At 67.9% G+C, this 16,623-nt stretch carries 15 protein-coding genes; 4 read left to right on the forward strand and 11 right to left on the reverse strand.

The window, feature by feature from the left end; translation table 11 throughout:
* Positions 1–69: 69 nt before the first annotated feature.
* From pcaF to AC5P9I_RS13300, 10 genes are all read right to left on the reverse strand, one after another.
* Positions 70–1,284 carry a 3-oxoadipyl-CoA thiolase gene (pcaF, locus tag AC5P9I_RS13255; RefSeq protein ID WP_414608186.1) on the reverse strand — a complete coding sequence of 405 codons (1,215 nt, stop codon included), beginning with the start codon at positions 1,282–1,284 and terminating at the stop codon, positions 70–72.
* Position 1,285: 1 nt separating this feature from the next.
* Positions 1,286–1,933, reverse strand: coding sequence for a 3-oxoacid CoA-transferase subunit B (locus tag AC5P9I_RS13260; RefSeq protein ID WP_053463262.1), 648 nt, complete (start codon positions 1,931–1,933; stop codon positions 1,286–1,288).
* Positions 1,930–2,610 (reverse strand): 3-oxoacid CoA-transferase subunit A, encoded by a 681-nt coding sequence (locus AC5P9I_RS13265; protein WP_130768174.1) that lies wholly within the window; start codon positions 2,608–2,610, stop codon positions 1,930–1,932. The genes AC5P9I_RS13260 and AC5P9I_RS13265 overlap by 4 nt, the downstream gene beginning before the upstream one ends.
* A gap of 172 nt (positions 2,611–2,782) precedes the next feature.
* A complete protein-coding gene (locus AC5P9I_RS13270) occupies positions 2,783–4,102 on the reverse strand; it encodes an MFS transporter (RefSeq protein WP_235645208.1) in 1,320 nt (439 codons plus the stop codon).
* A 53-nt stretch (positions 4,103–4,155) separates the two neighbouring features.
* Complete coding sequence (aroD, locus tag AC5P9I_RS13275; protein WP_231353059.1) at positions 4,156–5,007, reverse strand: type I 3-dehydroquinate dehydratase; 852 nt, start codon at positions 5,005–5,007, stop codon at positions 4,156–4,158.
* A gap of 35 nt (positions 5,008–5,042) precedes the next feature.
* Complete coding sequence (locus AC5P9I_RS13280) at positions 5,043–6,332, reverse strand: carbohydrate porin (RefSeq protein WP_130768175.1); 1,290 nt, start codon at positions 6,330–6,332, stop codon at positions 5,043–5,045.
* Between the two features lie 22 nt (positions 6,333–6,354).
* Entirely contained in the window at positions 6,355–7,866 is a 1,512-nt protein-coding gene (locus AC5P9I_RS13285) for a right-handed parallel beta-helix repeat-containing protein (protein WP_130768176.1), read from the reverse strand.
* Positions 7,867–8,236: 370 nt separating this feature from the next.
* Positions 8,237–9,802 (reverse strand): protein adenylyltransferase SelO, encoded by a 1,566-nt coding sequence (locus AC5P9I_RS13290; protein ID WP_130768177.1) that lies wholly within the window; start codon positions 9,800–9,802, stop codon positions 8,237–8,239.
* Positions 9,803–9,834: 32 nt separating this feature from the next.
* Complete coding sequence (locus AC5P9I_RS13295; protein ID WP_057493783.1) at positions 9,835–10,524, reverse strand: glutathione S-transferase family protein; 690 nt, start codon at positions 10,522–10,524, stop codon at positions 9,835–9,837.
* Between the two features lie 185 nt (positions 10,525–10,709).
* Positions 10,710–10,919 (reverse strand): cold-shock protein, encoded by a 210-nt coding sequence (locus AC5P9I_RS13300; RefSeq protein ID WP_005416210.1) that lies wholly within the window; start codon positions 10,917–10,919, stop codon positions 10,710–10,712.
* A 303-nt stretch (positions 10,920–11,222) separates the two neighbouring features.
* On the opposite strand from AC5P9I_RS13300, the gene AC5P9I_RS13305 reads away from it, so the two are divergent.
* Positions 11,223–11,711, forward strand: coding sequence for a YaiI/YqxD family protein (locus AC5P9I_RS13305; protein WP_057493784.1), 489 nt, complete (start codon positions 11,223–11,225; stop codon positions 11,709–11,711).
* A gap of 4 nt (positions 11,712–11,715) precedes the next feature.
* Here AC5P9I_RS13305 and AC5P9I_RS13310 read toward each other — a convergent pair whose 3' ends face one another.
* Complete coding sequence (locus AC5P9I_RS13310; RefSeq protein ID WP_130768178.1) at positions 11,716–12,594, reverse strand: pseudouridine synthase; 879 nt, start codon at positions 12,592–12,594, stop codon at positions 11,716–11,718.
* Positions 12,595–12,719: 125 nt separating this feature from the next.
* Here AC5P9I_RS13310 and AC5P9I_RS13315 point away from each other — a divergent pair, with 125 nt between their 5' ends.
* From AC5P9I_RS13315 to AC5P9I_RS13325, 3 genes are all read left to right on the forward strand, one after another.
* Positions 12,720–13,268, forward strand: a complete 549-nt coding sequence (locus AC5P9I_RS13315) for a YaeQ family protein (protein WP_049464421.1) — start codon at positions 12,720–12,722, stop codon at positions 13,266–13,268.
* Positions 13,265–14,449 (forward strand): BaiN/RdsA family NAD(P)/FAD-dependent oxidoreductase, encoded by a 1,185-nt coding sequence (locus AC5P9I_RS13320; protein WP_130768179.1) that lies wholly within the window; start codon positions 13,265–13,267, stop codon positions 14,447–14,449. The genes AC5P9I_RS13315 and AC5P9I_RS13320 overlap by 4 nt, the downstream gene beginning before the upstream one ends.
* A gap of 91 nt (positions 14,450–14,540) precedes the next feature.
* Entirely contained in the window at positions 14,541–16,610 is a 2,070-nt protein-coding gene (locus AC5P9I_RS13325; protein ID WP_053463571.1) for an EAL domain-containing response regulator, read from the forward strand.
* Positions 16,611–16,623: the final 13 nt, after the last annotated feature.

Raw genomic sequence — 16,623 nt, forward strand, 5'->3', positions numbered from 1 at the left:
GGCGTGCTCCTGTTGGCGAGCGGCCCGCAGGCCGCAGCTGTCGTGCAGATTACGGGGTCGCGGGGTGACTCACACGCGTTCAAGGGCCAGGGCCACGCCCTGCCCCACGCCAATGCACATCGTGGCCAGGCCGCGCCGTCCACCGCTGGATTCCAGCTGGCGCAGCAGGGTCAGCGCCAGGCGCGCACCGCTCATGCCCAGCGGATGACCCAGGGCGATGGCACCGCCATTGGGGTTCACGTGCGCGGCATCATCGGGCAGGCCCAGCTCGCGCATGCAGGCAAGGCCCTGCGAGGCAAATGCTTCGTTCAGTTCGATGGCATCGAAATCGGTGATGGACAGGCCCAGGCGGGCCATCAGCTTGCGGCTGGCCGGCACCGGGCCCATGCCCATGATGGCCGGCTCCACGCCGGCGCTGGCAAAGCCGAGGACGCGTGCGCGCGGGGACAGGCCCAGCGCCTTCACCTGCGCACCGGACGCCAGCAGCAGTGCGGCGGCGCCGTCGTTGATGCCCGAAGCGTTGCCGGCGGTGACCGTGCCCGGCTGACGGAACAGCGGTTTCAGCCTGGCCAGCGCTTCCATCGTGGTATCGCCGCGCGGGTGCTCATCGCGGTCGACGGTCACGGTTTCGCCGCGCTTGCGCCCCGGCACGTCCACCGCCACGATCTCGCCGTCGAAGAAGCCACGCGCCTGCGCGGCCGCTGTCCGCTGCTGGCTCCGCAGGGCGAACGCATCCTGGTCCTCGCGGCTGATGCCCTGCCGCTCGGCCACGTTCTCGGCGGTCTGGCCCATCGTCTCCACGCCATGCAGTTCGCGCAGGCGCGGATTGATGAAACGCCAGCCCATGGTGGTGTCTTCCATCTGCTGGTCACGGGCGAATGGGGAGGTCGCCTTGCCCATCACGAACGGCGCGCGCGACATTGATTCGACACCGCCAGCGATGGCCAGGCCGAGTTCGCCTGCGGCGATGCCACGGGCCACGGTGCCGATCGCATCCAGCCCCGAACCGCACAGCCGGTTGACCGTGCTGCCCGGTACCGTCACCGGCAGGCCGGCCAGCAGCAGGCTCATGCGGGCGACGTTGCGATTGTCTTCACCGGCCTGGTTGGCGCAGCCCAGATAGACATCCTCGACCAGCGCCGGGTCCAGCTGCGGATGGCGTGCCAGCAGTGCCTTCAGCGCCATCGCGGCGAGGTCGTCGGCACGCACGCCGGACAGCGCGCCGCCGTAACGACCGATCGGGGTGCGGATGCCATCAACGATGTAGGTTTCGTGCAGGCTCATCTCAGGCTCCCTCGGCCAGTGCCAGCGGCAGGCCAGTCAGTTCACGCAACTGTTCGATGTCCATGCCGTCCACCATTTCCAGCACGGTCGCGCCATCGGCACCGAGGTCGAACACCGCCACATCGGTATACACCCGCGACACGCAGCGCAGCCCGGTCAGCGGATAACTGCATTCGGACACCAGCTTGCTTTCACCGTGCTTGGTGAACAGATCCATCATCACGAAGACCTGCTTGGCACCGATGGCCAGGTCCATGGCACCGCCCACGGCGGGGATCGCGTCGGCAGCACCGGTACTCCAGTTGGCCAGATCGCCGTGTGCCGACACCTGGAAAGCACCGAGGACGCAGATGTCCAGATGACCACCGCGCATCATCGCGAACGAGTCGGCATGGTGAAAATAGCAGCCGCCGGTCAGCAGGGTGACCGGCTGCTTGCCGGCGTTGATCAGGTCCGGATCTTCGTGGCCCGGGGCCGGCGCCGGCCCCATGCCCAGCAGGCCATTCTCCGACTGCAGGAAGATCTCCTTGTCGGCCGGCAGGAAGTTGGCCACCGTGGTCGGCAGGCCGATGCCCAGGTTGACGTAGGCACCTTCGGGAATGTCACGCGCCACGCGCGCGGCCATCTGTTCGCGGCTGAGCCTGTTCATGCCTGCACTCCTTCGGCTGCAACCTGCACCACGCGCTGCACGAAGATGCCGGGGGTCACCACCGCCTCCGGGTCCAGTTCGCCCAGCGCCACCACATCACGCACCTGCGCGATGGCGCAGCGTGCGGCCATCGCCATCAGCGGGCCGAAGTTGCGCGCCGTCTTGCGATACACCAGGTTGCCCCAGCGGTCACCGCGGTCGGCCTTGATCAGCGCGAAGTCCGCGTGCAGCGGGTATTCCAGCACGTACTGGCGGCCATCGATCTTGCGCGTCTCCTTGCCCTGGGCCAGCTCGGTGCCATAGCCGGTGGGGGTGAAGATCGCGCCCAGGCCGGAACCGGCGGCGTGGATGCGCGCGGCCAGGTTGCCCTGCGGCACCAGTTCCAGTTCGATCTCGCCGGCGCGGTAAGCGGCGTCGAAGTGCTGCGAGTCCGCCTGGCGCGGGAACGAGCAGACGATGCGGCGCACGCGCTTGTGCTTGATCAATGCCGCCAGCCCGGTATCGCCGTTGCCAGCATTGTTGTTGATGATCGTCAGTTCGCGCGCGCCCTGTGTGATCAACGCATCGATCAGCGCGTCGGGCATGCCGGCGGTACCGAAGCCACCGATCATCACCGTGGCGCCATCATGGATATCGGCCACCGCTGCTTCCACGCTGGCCAGGGTCTTGTCGATCACTGCATTGCTCCTTGCCCACGCGGCCGGCGACCATCACCGGCGTACTGCGGGGACACTGCGAAGGGAAAACACAACCCGGCCATGGTCGCCATGTCACCTCGCCCGGTCAATGCGATATTCGGACATGTGATTCGATAATCGCACATTGCATGACATGCGTAGCGCATGGGGTTCAGCGCCTTTTCTGTCCCACGCCTACGCGCAGGCCCAGGCACGCCCAGGCCGCGAGCAGCAGTGGCAGCGCGCACAGCACATACAGCGCCGCAGGCTGCCAGTGGCGGTCGACCAGCACGCCTACGGTCAGCGGCGAGAGAATCGCGCCGACGCGGCCGATGCCGATCGCCCAGCCCAGGCCGGTCGTCCGCACGTCGGCGGCGAACACCACCGGCGCGGCCACATACAGGCCAGCCATCGCCGCGAACAGCGCCGCGCCGATCACAAAGGCCAACGGGAAGGCGACGCCCAGCCGCGTGTTGAAGGCAGCGAAGCCCAGCATCGACACCATGGCCAGCAGCAGCGCGCCTGCGGTCAACTTCGACAGCGACCAGCGCGAAGCGAGCCAGCCGAACAGGCTGCCGCCGACGATGCCGCCCAGGTTCAGCAGCACGCCACCGGTGATGCCCTGCTGTGCCGACACCCCGGCCGAGACCAGCAGTTTCGGGGTCCAGCTCAGCACGAAATAGAATGCGAACATGTGCAGGAAGAAGGCCAGTGCGATCAGCAGCGCGACCCGGCGCAGATCACCCACGAACAGCGCCGCATAGCCCTGCCGCTGCCCCGTACGCACGGCGGCAGGCGGCAGGGCCGGCAGTTCCGGCATGCGCATGCGCGCGCGCAGTGCATTCAGCCGCGGCAGCGCGTTGGGCGGGCGACGCGCAACCAGGAAGTCCAGCGATTCGGGCAGGCACGTGAGCACCAGCGGAATGCACAGCAGCGATGCCGCGGCACCGATCAGGAACACGCTGTGCCAGGACCAGTGCTCCAGCATCCACGCCGCCAGCAGGCCACCGGCGGTGGCTCCGATCGGATAGCCGGTGGCCTGCAATGCGACCGCCGTGCTGCGCCACTTGGCATTGGCGTATTCGGCGGTGATCACGCCCACGCCGGCCAGCATGCCGCCGATGCCGATGCCGGTGTACACGCGCAGCGCGCCCAGCTGCCACGCATTGGCCGCCAGCGCCGACAGCGCCATGCCGCTGGTCAGGATCAGCAGGCAGCAGATGATCATCGGCCGCCGGCCCCAGCGGTCGGCCAGCGGCGCCAACAGGAACGATCCCAATGCCATGCCGACCAGTCCGGCACTGAGCATCAGCCCCAACACCTTGCCCGACAGCGCCCAGTCCGCCGACACATGTGGCGCGGTGAAGGCCATGACCATCACATCGAAGCCATCGAGCATGTTCAACAGCACGCAGATGGCGATGGCGGTCCACTGGAAAGGACTCATCCGTTCCAGGATGAGCGAGGGTGCAGCGGTGGGGGCATGGCTCATGGCGCGGTTTCCTGCAACAGCATGGTGCGATGGAACGTCTGGCGGGGAAGGTCTCAGTGACCGGCCTGGCTGGAGGCGTGGATGACCTGCAGAACGTCCTGCAGGCGATCAACCTCGACCTGGCCAGGCGCCGAGGCGGTGCCGATCATGCCGAAGGTCAGCGCCTGCCCGAAGGTCTCGCCGGCCAGCCGCGAGACCACCCCGGTGCCGCCCATCGACATGGTCAGCAATGGCCTGTCGCTCTGCTGGCGCACCTGCCAGGTGGCGTCGAGCAGGGCCAGCACGTCGCCGGCATCGCGCGGCATCACCGCGATCTTCAGCACGTCCGCACCCAGTGCCTGCTGCTTCAGCAGCCGCGCGACGATCTCCTCGCGCGGCGGCGTGGCGTGGAAGTCATGGCTGGACATCACCACCTTCACCCCGGCCTTGTGCGCCTGCGCTACCAGCGCCTTTACCACCGTCGGGTCGCGGAACATCTCCACGTCGATCAGCTGGGCCACGCCTGCACGCAGCAGCGTGGCGTACAGCGCGCCGTAGTCGGCATCGCTGATCGGCCTTGCGCCGCCTTCGGCCTTGGTACGGAAGGTCACGATGACCGGCTTGCCCGCCAGCGTCTGCTGGATCCGCTTGCCCAGTGCCACCAGCGCCTGGCCATCGGTGGCGATGTCCAGGTAGTCGATGCGCCATTCGGCGATGTCGGTGGCCTTGCTGGCGGCGATGGCGGCCGCCTGCTGCAGGGCGAGGTCTGCGGTGGCACCGGTGATCGGCACGATGGTGCGGGGGCTGCCTTCGCCGATGCGCAGCGAACCCACCTGCAGTACCGCCGGCGGGGGCGCGGCCAGGGCCGGTACGGACCCGGCGCACAGTGCACCGGCGAGGACGACCGAGGCAAACGGAATCTTCATGGCAGATACCCAAGCAGGAATGGAGCGCGCGACCATCAGAAGGTCACCTTGGCCTGGACGCCCACGGCCCAGGCGTTGTCGGTACCGCTGTAGTTGAACGTGCCCGGGTTGACGATGTACTGCACGTCCGGGCGGATCATCAGCCACGGATTCACCTGGATGCTGTAGGACAGTTCGAACAGCTCCTCGGCCTGGCTGAGGTGGTACAGCGGCGAATCGATGGGCACGCCACCGTCGGCCAACGCGGCCCGTCGCGCATCGACCAGCCGGTTGTTGATGTCGGCGCCCACGTAGCCCAGGGCGATGCTGTCCTGCGCGCGCCGACCGATGCCCTGGTAGACGCCGCCCAGCGCATACCAGCGCTTGATCTGCGCCGTCTGCCGGTCCGACACCATGTACTGCGCGAACGCGGTCAGGCCACGGGAAGGGTCGGCCGACTCCTGCGTAAGGCGCTGCTCGGCCAGGAGGTACGCACCATGGCGACCGGTGGTCGGCGAGGTGTCCAGCCCACGCTGGGCAACGCGCGAGGTGTCGTAGTATCCGCCGAACTTGTAGACGCCGGCGTAGCGGCTGCCCTTGGCAGGCGTCCAGGTCACTTCGACCGGGAACAGCGAACCGGTGGTGCCCGAGGCGAACGGACGGAAGGCATTGCGTTCGATGTTGCCGCCCAGGTTCGGATTGACCTGGAACCAGCCGGCGCGAACGTTCACTGCCGGGCTGACCTGCTGGGCAAACTCTCCGCCCCAGCGCGCCACCGGGTAGTTGTACCAGCCACTGTTGCCGGACATCGCCAACGGGTGCGCACAGAACGCGGCGTTGACGAAATGGGTCAGCAGGCTGTGCAGGCCGAACTGGTTGCCCATCGCGTAGTAGCCGAGCTTGAAGTACGACTGGCCGGCGTTGAAGGTCTGGTCGTAGCTCAGTTCGGTCAGCCGGGTGTACTGGCCACCGTAGGCTTCCTGGATCGGGAAGCGGTTGCCGACGAGGTCGGCCGACGTACTGCGGCCGCGACGGTCGTTGAGGGTGAAGTGGAACGCCCCACCGCTCCAGCCGGCCAACCGGCCCATGTCCAGGTCCATGCCCACGCGCACCTGCTGAGCGTAGCGCGCGCCGGTTTCGCCATAGCCGCCATCGACCACACCCATGGCTTCGCCCACGTAGTCGCCGCGGAAGGCGACGCCACGCTCGAACAAGTCGGTGCGGGTGCCGCCCCAATCGCCGGTCAGGGTCCTGCCTTCGTAACGGTTGCTCGATTGCGCGCAGGCCAGCGCCGGCAGCAGCGCAGTGGCCAGGATACCCAGGGCAACGGATGTGGGACGTGTCATGATCGCAGTCTCGTAGAGGGGATCAGCGCAGCGACAGCGGCGCGCTCAGGGGGGAGGTGGCGCCCTGCGCCGAGGTGACCGTGGCGGTCACGCTGCCGGCCACGGCAGCATCCACGGCTGCAGCAAGCGGGAAGGTGAAGCGGCCCTGCCCCTGCGCGTCGGTACGCGCTTCCACGCTGCCCAGCATCCATTCGGCCTCGCTGCCGCCGGCGGCGCGGTTGCCGAACACTTCCACCTGGTAGCGGGTGTCGGGCACGCCGTGGAAACGACCGCTCAACTGGCGCTGCGCGCCCTCGCCGCGCACGTCGACCCACGTCGGCGCGGCCTGTCCCAGGTTCGGCAAGGGCTGGCAGTCGGCCTGGCCGGCAGCCGTGCAGATGCGCGCGCGCCGGGCGGGATCGCTGTCGACGCCGCGACCGCGTGAACCGACGAAGCTGGCATGTTCCAGCCCCGGCACGCCGAACACGATGGCCCCCCGCGGCTGGCCCTTCACGCAGGCACCGCCGGCTTCGCAGCGCTCGATCGGCAGGCCGTTGCCGTAGATGCGGTTGGCGGTGAAGCGGTTCGGCGCACTGACCGGTTGTGGGCGCACGCCGATTCCAATGCCGTTGCCGGTGATGGTGTTGCCGTCAACCACGTTGCCGCTGCCGGTGATGCTCAGGCCCAGCGAGTTCCCGGTGAAGGTATTGGCCGCGATGTAGTTGCGGTTGCCCCAGTTGATCTGCAGGCCGTCGGAGTAGTCCACGAAGCGGTTGTGAACCACGGTGTTGTCGTTGCCCCACAGGATCTCGATGCCCTGCGAGGGCTCCGGGTTGGCCGCGGTGGACTGGAACAGGTTGTCGGCCACCAGGTTCCAGGCCGCGCCACGGGTCAGCTCCAGGCCATCGCCATTGTCGAGGAACACATTGCGCACGATGCGGTTGTGCACCGTGGTGGTCGCGGTGGACTGGCCCTTGCCGTCATCGCCGGTGAGCATGATGCCGGCACCGCCCTTGTTGGCGACGATGCGGTTGTCATGGATCTCGTTCTGGCTGGAGCGGTTGACCAGCACGCCGATGCAGAAATTGCGGATTTCCAGGCCTGCCAGTTCCACGCCCTGGGTATCCCGCAGGACCAGGCCCGGCAGCGTGGTTGTGCGCACATTGGTGCCGGACTGCCCTGGCTCGGCGCCAGGGCAGGCATCGGTACCGCTGCCGGTGACGTAGGCCGAGCCATCGATGGCGATGTACTGGCCGTCGCGCGCCCAGGACGTACCGATGATCTGCACCGGACCCTTGACCTCCGGCAGCGGCGAGGCCGGCCTGATGACGTAGGGCGCAACGCCGACGGCGTCGATCTCGATGCGGTAGCGGCCCGGATCGGCATTGGCGGTGGTGATCGCCCAACGCAACGAGCCGGCGTTGGCGTCATCGGCGTAGCGATCCACGCGGAGCACCTGCAGCGGCGCGCGCGGTGGCTCGGCTTGGTAGGCCAGCGCCAGCGTCGGCAACACGGCAAGCAGGGACAGGGCAACAACGGACAGACAACGGGACATGCGAACACTCCGCACAGGTGAAGGGACATCCGGCGGCCTTCCCCTGCACCTGGCTTCAGCACCGGACCGGCTGCTGCCCTCGCCCCGCCAGGGGTGGATCGCTTGGACTGCTACGAAACTGTGGAGTGAAATTAGGTTTATCGCACCGCACCATTCAAGTGCGATAATCGACTATGCGTGCGAATATCGAACTTAACGGGTACGACCATCGTTGTAGGCGGGCCGCGCAGCGACGCCGTCGACTGCGGTGCCGGCCAGCAGATGCGCGCCTTGCGCGGATGAAATCTGCCTGCGATCGCAACAGATCACGAACGCCCGTCGAAGGCCTGTTGTTGTTTCTGCGGGCGCCGGCCGGCGCCCGGCCGAACGCTCAGGAACTGCAGGACAGCATCGAGCAGCCGGCGCGGTGGTCGGCCCACCCCGGCCGCTTGCCGGCAAAGTGCTCCAGGCCGGCGCGCTCGGTGTATGGATCGCGCAGCACGTCCTGCAGTGCGTGCACACCGCCGAGGTCGCCCTGCTCGGCGCGATCGATGGCCTCCTGGGCCAGCCAGTTGCGCAGCACGTACAGCGGGTTGGCCGCTGTCATCTTCGCCAGGCGTTCGCTGGCCGACAGTGGATCGCTGCGCAGGCGCGCCGCGTAGTCCTGCAGCCACTGCTGCAACGGCGCCTGCACCGCCTGCTGGCGCGCCTGGTCGTAGTAGACGGCGTCGAGCAATGCTGCCTCCGGTGCCACCGGATCGAGCCGCATCAATGCGCGCCAGGCCAGGGTCATGTCCATGGCGCCCTCCTGCATCAGCTGCTGCCAGCGCTGGTAGAGCTGCAGGTCGTCATCGTCGGCGGCGGCCAGCCCCAGCTTCGCTGCGGCATCGCGGCGCGTGCAGGCCAAGAAGGTGGACGCATAGGCCGCCAGGCCCGCCTGCAACGGCGCAACGTCGGCAAACAGCGGCGACAGCGCCTGCGCCAGTCGGCTCAGGTTCCAGTACGCCACCTGCGGCTGCGTGCCGAAGCGGTAGCGCCGCCCCTGAGCATCGGTGGTGTTGGGCGTCCAGTCCGGATCGAAGTCCTCGACCCAGCCGTAGGGGCCGTAGTCCAACGTCAGGCCGAGCACGGACAGGTTGTCGGTGTTCATCACGCCATGGACGAAGCCGACGCGCATCCAGTGCGCGATCATCTCGGCGGTCCGCACTGCGATCTGCGCGAACCACGCGCCGTAACGCGCCTCGCCCTGCCCTTCAATCTCGGGGAAGTCGCGCGCGATGCAGGCATCGACCAGCTGCTGCAGCAACGTGGTTTCACCACGCGACGCCGGCAGTTCGAACGAACCGAAGCGCAGGAACGACGGCGACACCCGGCAAACGATGGCACCGGGCTCCGCACGCGGGTGGCCGTCATAGAACATGTCGCGCACCACGTCCTCGCCGGTGCCGACCAGTGACAACGCACGCGTGGTCGGCACGCCCAGGTGGTGCATCGCCTCGCTGCACAGGAATTCGCGGATCGACGAACGCAGCACGGCCCGCCCGTCGGCGCCACGCGAGTACGGCGTGGGGCCTGCTCCCTTCAGCTGCAGCTCCCAGTGGCGCCCGTCCGGTGCAACCAGTTCGCCCAGCGAGATCGCGCGACCATCGCCCAGCTGGCCGGCCCAATGACCGAACTGGTGGCCACCGTAGTTGGCAGCCCACGGTTGCATGCCGGCGTACAGGGCATTGCCACCGAACACACGCGCAAAGCCTTCGCTCTGGACTTCGGCGGCGGGCAGGCCAAGCATCGCGGCCACGTCAGCCGACCAGGCCAACAGCGTGGGCGCCGCCACCGGCGTCGGCATCACCGGCGACCACGCCGCGCCCAGCACCTCGCGGCGGCGTGGGCCGGATTCGGCGTCGCCCGGCAGGGTGCGCAGCAGGCGGTTGTCGAAACGAAGGCTGTCGGTATCCATGGCGTTGAAGATGGGGGCGACGGCCGCCCGCCTCAATTGCCGCTGAGCGCCTGCAGGTGGCCGCCGTGGGCCTCGGCCCGCTGGTAGGCCGGGCGCTCACCGATGCGCTTGAGGAAGCCGCGCAGCCCCGGCTTGTCGTCGAGGCCACCGCCTCGCGCGGCAGCGGCCTGGATCGGGAAGCTCATCTGGATGTCGGCCGCACTGAAGCGCTCGCCCGCGAACCAGGGGCTTTCGGCGAGGCGGCGCTCCATCCAGTCCAGGTGCAGGCGCCGCTGCGGACCAATGAAGCCGCGCTCGGCCTTGTCGGCGATGCTGCGCGCGATCGGGCGGGCGAAGAACGGCATCGGCGCGTTGCGGATGCGCCCCATCACCAGGGTCAGCAACAGCGGTGGCATTGCCGAGCCTTCGGCGTAGTGCAGCCAGTAGCGATAGGCCAAGCGCTCGGCCCCGTCGGCCGGCATCGGCGACGGCGACAGCTGGCGCTGGGTGTCGTAACGGTCCGCAAGGTAGTCGAGGATCGCGCCAGACTCGGCCAGCACCAGGTCGCCATCCTGCAGGACCGGCGACTTGCCGAGCGGATGCACCCTGCGCAGCTCCGGCGGTGCCAGCAGTGTCTTCGGATCGCGTGGATAGCGGCGCAGCTCGTAGTCCAGCCCCAGCTCCTCCAGCATCCACAGCACGCGCAGTGAGCGGGAGTTTTCAAGATGGTGGACGATGCGCATGGGGATGATCCTTGGGAAGGGCCACATCGTACCGCGCGCAGTGCATGCCCTTTGTAGAGTCGAGCCATGCTCGACTGGCGTTGAGAACACTCAGGCGCGGCTCGACGCCGCAAGGACAGCGGGCAATAAAAAACGCCGGAAGCTTTCGCTTCCGGCGTTCTGGCTACCCAACGGTAGCAGACGGATTAGACCGCCTGCACCTGGTCAGCCTGCATGCCCTTCTGACCCTGGACGGCGATGAAGGTAACCTTCTGGCCTTCCTGCAGGGTCTTGAAGCCGGTGCCCTGGATCGCGCGGAAGTGCACGAACAGGTCCGGGCCGCTTTCCGGGGTGATGAAGCCGAAGCCCTTGGCGTCGTTGAACCACTTGACGGTACCGGTCTGACGTTCAGACATTTTTACTAACTCCTGAAACACATGTTGAAAAAAATCGCAGCCACCGGGTATCGGGGCCGAGACTGAGTTGCAGGCGTTGGTAAAGCGGATCGATGAGCGGATCGTGAGATCAACTGCACCAGGCCACGATTCACGGTGACCCTAGCAAACACAGTGGGTCGCACGATACGCGTGTTTTCTGCAAAAAGCGATAGCCCCGGCGTTCATCGGAACACCTCGCCCGCTAGGCGTGGCAAGGGCTGGCAGCCTTTCGCGGCTAACCCCGAGTCCCCATTCAGGTTTTTCCTACCCTACACTGGGTAAATGACTGAAGCTGAAATCCCCGCTGAACACGCGTCTCCCCGCATCTGGGTGGACGCAGACGCCTGCCCCACCGTCATTCGCGACATCCTGTTCCGGGCCGCCGAACGGGTCGGGATCGAGCTGACCCTGGTCGCCAACCAGTGGATCCGCACCCCGCCGTCGCGCTGGCTGCGCTCGATCCAGGTACCGCAGGGGCTGGATGTGGCCGACAGCGCCATCGTCGAGCGGGTCGGCGCCGGTGACCTGGTGGTCACCCAGGACATCCCGCTGGCCGCACTGGTGCTGGAAAAGAAGGCCGTGGCGCTCAACCCGCGCGGCCAGCTCTACACGCCGAACAACATGGCCGAGCGGCTCTCGATGCGCAATTTCATGGAGGAACTGCGCGGCGCCGGGGTACAGACCGGCGGACCGCCGCCGCTGGGGCCGCGTGACCGGCAGCTGTTCGCCGCCGAACTGGACCGCTGGCTGGCGCGTCGCCCCGGTCGCTAAGCGCCTAGCCGCCCTCGGGCGGCAAGCGCAGGCGGCGCCCGCTGCTGAAGACCCGCCGCGCCCCGTCCAACGGGTCATCGAAGGCCAGGCCCTGCGCCAGCAGTTGCAGCGGAGCCTCGGCCGCGTCCGCAGGGCGTTGACGAAGCTGCGGGTACAGGTCGTCGCCCATGATCGGGGCGCCCAGCATCGCCATGTGCACGCGCAACTGATGCTTGCGGCCGGTTTCCGGCAGCAGGCGGTACCGCCAGATCGGGCCGTCGGCCTCGATCAGCTCGATCCGGCTGCGTGCGTTGGGCTCGCCGTGCCCTTCGGCCATGCGGAAGAAGGGCTCGCCCGGTACCAGCCGGCTGTCGCGCCGCAACGGAAACGCGACCCCTGGCAGCGCCGGCGCCAGGGCCTCATAGGCCTTTTCGATGCGTCGCTCGCGGAACAGCCGCTGGTAGGCATCGCGCGACGCCCGCTGGGTCGAGAACAGCACCAGCCCGGCCGTCAGCCGATCCAGCCGATGCAGCGGCACCAGATCGGTGTTGCCGGTGCGGGCCACCAGTCGCGCCAGCAGGGTCTCGCGAACATGCGCGCCGGCCGGCGTCACCGGCAGGAAGTGCGGCTTGTCGGCCACCAGCAGGTGCGCGTCCAGATGCACGATGGTCTCGGCGAAGGGAATCGACGGCTCGTCGGCCACCTCGCGGAAGTACTGGATCTCAAGGCCTACCTTCCACGGCGTATCCGGCGCAAGCACCCTGCCCTGCGCGTCCAGCACGCGGCCGCGCGCGAAGCGATCCTGCCATTGCGCGCGCGTGATGCGCGGGAAACGCGCACACAGGCCCTCCAGCAGGGTGGCCCAGGGGCCAGGCGGCAGCTGCAACCGGCTGGGCAAGCACATCGCATCCACTCCGACCACGGGGAAAGAGCACCAGAGTGCCACCGTTGACGGCCTGCAGACAGCCCAGCCACGGACACCCCTGCGGCAAACCTCTATCATTGTCGTCTTTAGTCCACGGATCCCCCATGGCTCTTACCGCCACCATCCGCAAGGCCGAACTGCAGATCAGCGACATGGATCGCGGCTATTACGCGACCCACAACCTGACCCTGGCCCAGCATCCGTCCGAAACCGACGAGCGCCTGATGGTGCGCCTGCTCGCCTTCGCGCTGAACGCCGGCGACCGCCTGGAATTCGGTCGCGGCCTGAGCACCGACGATGAGCCGGATCTGTGGGAACACGACTACACCGGCGACATCCTGCAGTGGATCGACCTGGGCCATCCGGACGAATCGCGCATCCGCAAGGCCAGCAACCGCAGCCGCCAGGTGCAGGTGGTCAACTACGGCGGCAATGCTTCGGAGATCTGGTGGAACAAGCAGGGCAAGGGCCTGGCACGTTTCGACAATCTCTCGGTGGTCGATCTGGACGGTGACTTCGTCGAGCGCTGGGGCCAGCAGATCCAGCGCGCCATGCGCTGGAGCGTGCTGATCCAGGACGGCGAGGTGCAGCTGCTGAACGATCAGAACCAGTTCGACGTGATCCCCAACTGGCGCAAGCGCGCCCAGGCATGAGTACGATCCGTTGCGACGTGGTGGTCATCGGTGCCGGCGCCGCCGGGCTGATGACCGCGATCACCGCCGGCCAGCGCGGCCGCCAGGTGCAGGTGATCGACCATGCCAACAAGGTCGGCAAGAAGATCCTGATGTCCGGCGGTGGTCGCTGCAACTTCACCAACACCGGCACCACACCGGCCAATTTCCTGTCGGCCAACCCGCACTTCTGCAAGTCCGCGCTGGCACGCTACACGCCCTGGCACTTCATCGAGCTGGTGCACAAGCACGGCATTGCCTATCACGAAAAGGAACTGGGGCAGCTGTTCTGCGATGTCTCGTCCAAGCAGATCGTGAAGATGCTGGTCGACGAATGCCAGGCGGCCGGCGTACAGAACCGGACCGACTGCAGCGTGCAGCGCATCGAGCACGGCAGCGATGGTTTCCGCGTGCACACCACGCAGGGCCTGTTCCATTGCGCCTCGCTGGTGGTTGCCACCGGCGGCCTGTCGATTCCCAGCATGGGCGCCACCGGCTTTGGTTATGAGGTGGCCCGCCAGTTCGGCCACCAGGTGCTGCCGACCCGCGCCGGGCTGGTCCCGCTGACGCTGAGCGGCAAGCACCAGGAGCGGCTGGCCGACCTCAGCGGCGTCGCACTGCCGGTCGAGGCGCGCTGCAACGGAAAGAGTTTCCAGAACTTCATGCTGCTGACCCACCGTGGCGTGAGCGGCCCGGCCATCCTGCAGATTTCGTCGTTCTGGCAGCCCGGCGATGCGCTGGAGCTGGACCTGTTGCCGGGCCAGGATGCGGGCGAGTGGCTGCGCCAGATGAAGCGCGAGCGGCCCGCCGCCGAGCTGCGCACCGTGCTGGGCGACGTGATGCCCAAGCGGCTGGCGCAGCGCCTGTGCGAGCACTGGATGCCGGACCGCCCGGTGCGTCAGCTGGACGAGCCGGTGCTGCGCCAGGCCGCGCAGCTGCTGGGCGCGTTCCCGCTGGTGGCCAGCGGCACCGAAGGCTACCGCACTGCCGAGGTCACCCTGGGCGGCGTGGACACGGCCGAAGTGTCATCCTCGACCCTGGAGTCCAAGCGCGTGCCCGGCCTGCACTTCGTCGGCGAGGTGCTGGACGTGACCGGCTGGCTGGGCGGCTACAACTTCCAGTGGGCCTGGGCCAGCGGCCACGCTGCCGGCAGCGTGGTGTGAACCACATCGCCGTTCGATGCGTGCCGGGGGCGCGCGCATGGACGGTTCGCCGCGCATCGTGTATCTAGATTTGCAGATTGGGGAGCAGTGCATGCAGAACGCGAACGACATCACCATCCGCCTGCTGATTGTCGATGACAGCGGCGAAAACGCCGAAGCCATCGTCAGCACCCTGCGCAACAGCGGCATCGCGGTACGCCCGTGGCGCCCGCAGGATGCGGCAGAGCTGGCCCAGGTGCTGGCCAGCCAGGCCATCGACCTGGTGCTGGCCTCGCCGTCCCAGGGCATCCCGCTGCAGCTGGCCGCCCAGCACATCGCCGCCAGCGGCAAGGACATTCCACTGGTGCTGCTGGCCGAGCGCATCGACGAGGACGAGCTGGTGCAGGCCAGCAGCCACGGCATCCGCGCCCTGGCCCTGCGCCAGCGCCCCGAGCACCTGCTCGCCGTGGTCCGCGACCAATGGGTCGATCTGCAGGCGCGTCGCGGCCTGCGCCGGATCGAGGCGCAGATGCGCGAGACCGAGCGCCGCTGCGACGCACTGATCGCCTCCTCGCGCGACCCGATCGCCTACGTGCATGAAGGCATGCACATCCGTGCGAACGATGCTTACCTGGAGATGTTCGGTTACGAGCACTTCGACGACATCGAGGGCATCTCGCTGCTGGACATGGTCGCGGCCCAGCACGTGGAGGGCTTCAAGCAGCTGCTGAAGGGCCTCAGCCGTGGCGAGGCGCCGCCGCCGCAGTACCAGCTCGACGCGCGCCACCAGGATGGCAGTGCGTTCCCGGCGACGATGGAATTTGCCGCGGCCACCTACGAGGGCGAGTCCTGCCTGCAGGTGGTGCTCCGCCGCCGCATGGAATTCGACCCCGAGCTGGCGCGCGAGGTCGAGGACCTGCGCCAGCGCGACCAGGTCACCGGCCTGCTCAATCGCCCGACCTTCATGCTGCAGCTGGAAAGCGCAGTGGCCCAGGCCGGGCGCAGCGAAGGCCAGTTCGGCCTGCTGCTGATCGAGCCGGACCACTACGCACGCCTGCTGCCGGACATCGGCCTGGCCTCGGCCGACACCCTGATCGGCGCCCTTGCCGGGCTGCTGGCCGACGTGGTCGGCGAGGACGCGCAGCTGGCCCGCTTCGGTGAACACAATTTTGCCGTGCTGCAGGCCGGGCCCTACGCGCAGACCGTGGCGCTGGCCGAGCGCATCCGCGAGGCCTACGCCGCGCACGTCTTCAGCATCGGCGCACGTTCGGCCACGGTAACGGTCAGCATCGGTGGCGTGCAGGTCGGCGAGAAGATCGCCAGCATCGGCCAGGTACTGGCGCGCGCCAGCGAATGCACGCAGGCCGCCGCCGAGCTGGGCAACACCTGCCGCATCTTCGATCCGGCCGCTGCCGACCGGGTCGAGGAAGAGCGCGTGCTGCGCTGGGTCGCCCGCATCCGCGAGGCACTGGCCGGCGACGGCTTCCAGCTGCACTACCAGCCGGTGCTGAATCTGCAGGGCGAGCCGCTGGAGCTTTACGAGGCCTACCTGCGCCTGGAAAACAACGGCGAGCTGCTGAGCCCGACCGCGTTCCTGGGCATCGCCGAGGAACACGGGCTGCTGGCCGACATCAACCGCTGGGTGGTCTCGCAGGCGATCGCAGTGCTGGGTGAGCGCGCACGCGCGGGTCATGCGACCCAGGTGCTGGTGAAGGTCACGCCGGAATCGTTCGATGACCCGCAGATGATCGCCACCCTGCGCCGCGAGCTGCAGGCGCAGGGCGTGCCGGGCGAACGGCTGTGGCTGCATGCGCCGGAAGCCAAGGTATTCACCCACCTGCGCAGTGCGCAGCAGTTCCTCGCTGAAGTGGCACCACTGGGCTGCCGCATCGGCCTGGAGCAGTTCGGTTCGGGCCTGGACTCGTTCCAGCTGCTGGCCCACTTCCAGCCGCAGTTCCTCAAGCTGGACCGCGGCTTCACCAGCGATCTGGCCGCCACCCGCGAGAACATCGACCGCGTCAGCCAGATCACCGCGCGCGCGCAGGAAGCGGGCATTCGCACCATTGCCGAGTTCGTCAGCGATGCCAACTCGATGACCCTGTTGTTCAGTGCCGGCGTGGATTACGTGCAGGGCGACTTCGTCGGCCCGGCACTGCCGGAGATGGGCTTCGAGTTCGGGTGACCGAGGTAGCGCC

The sequence above is a fragment of the Stenotrophomonas sp. YJH_SMC_29 genome, assembly GCF_059371235.1.

Coding starts and splice junctions, on each gene's coding strand:
- pcaF (WP_414608186.1), bottom strand. CDS start 1,284: ATGAGCCTGCACGAAACCTACATCGTTGATGGCATCCGCACCCCGATC.
- AC5P9I_RS13260 (WP_053463262.1), bottom strand. CDS start 1,933: ATGAACAGGCTCAGCCGCGAACAGATGGCCGCGCGCGTGGCGCGTGAC.
- AC5P9I_RS13270 (WP_235645208.1), bottom strand. CDS start 4,102: ATGAGCCATGCCCCCACCGCTGCACCCTCGCTCATCCTGGAACGGATG.
- aroD (WP_231353059.1), bottom strand. CDS start 5,007: ATGAAGATTCCGTTTGCCTCGGTCGTCCTCGCCGGTGCACTGTGCGCC.
- AC5P9I_RS13280 (WP_130768175.1), bottom strand. CDS start 6,332: ATGACACGTCCCACATCCGTTGCCCTGGGTATCCTGGCCACTGCGCTG.
- AC5P9I_RS13285 (WP_130768176.1), bottom strand. CDS start 7,866: ATGTCCCGTTGTCTGTCCGTTGTTGCCCTGTCCCTGCTTGCCGTGTTG.
- AC5P9I_RS13290 (WP_130768177.1), bottom strand. CDS start 9,802: ATGGATACCGACAGCCTTCGTTTCGACAACCGCCTGCTGCGCACCCTG.
- AC5P9I_RS13295 (WP_057493783.1), bottom strand. CDS start 10,524: ATGCGCATCGTCCACCATCTTGAAAACTCCCGCTCACTGCGCGTGCTG.
- AC5P9I_RS13300 (WP_005416210.1), bottom strand. CDS start 10,919: ATGTCTGAACGTCAGACCGGTACCGTCAAGTGGTTCAACGACGCCAAG.
- AC5P9I_RS13305 (WP_057493784.1), top strand. CDS start 11,223: ATGACTGAAGCTGAAATCCCCGCTGAACACGCGTCTCCCCGCATCTGG.
- AC5P9I_RS13310 (WP_130768178.1), bottom strand. CDS start 12,594: ATGTGCTTGCCCAGCCGGTTGCAGCTGCCGCCTGGCCCCTGGGCCACC.
- AC5P9I_RS13315 (WP_049464421.1), top strand. CDS start 12,720: ATGGCTCTTACCGCCACCATCCGCAAGGCCGAACTGCAGATCAGCGAC.
- AC5P9I_RS13320 (WP_130768179.1), top strand. CDS start 13,265: ATGAGTACGATCCGTTGCGACGTGGTGGTCATCGGTGCCGGCGCCGCC.
- AC5P9I_RS13325 (WP_053463571.1), top strand. CDS start 14,541: ATGCAGAACGCGAACGACATCACCATCCGCCTGCTGATTGTCGATGAC.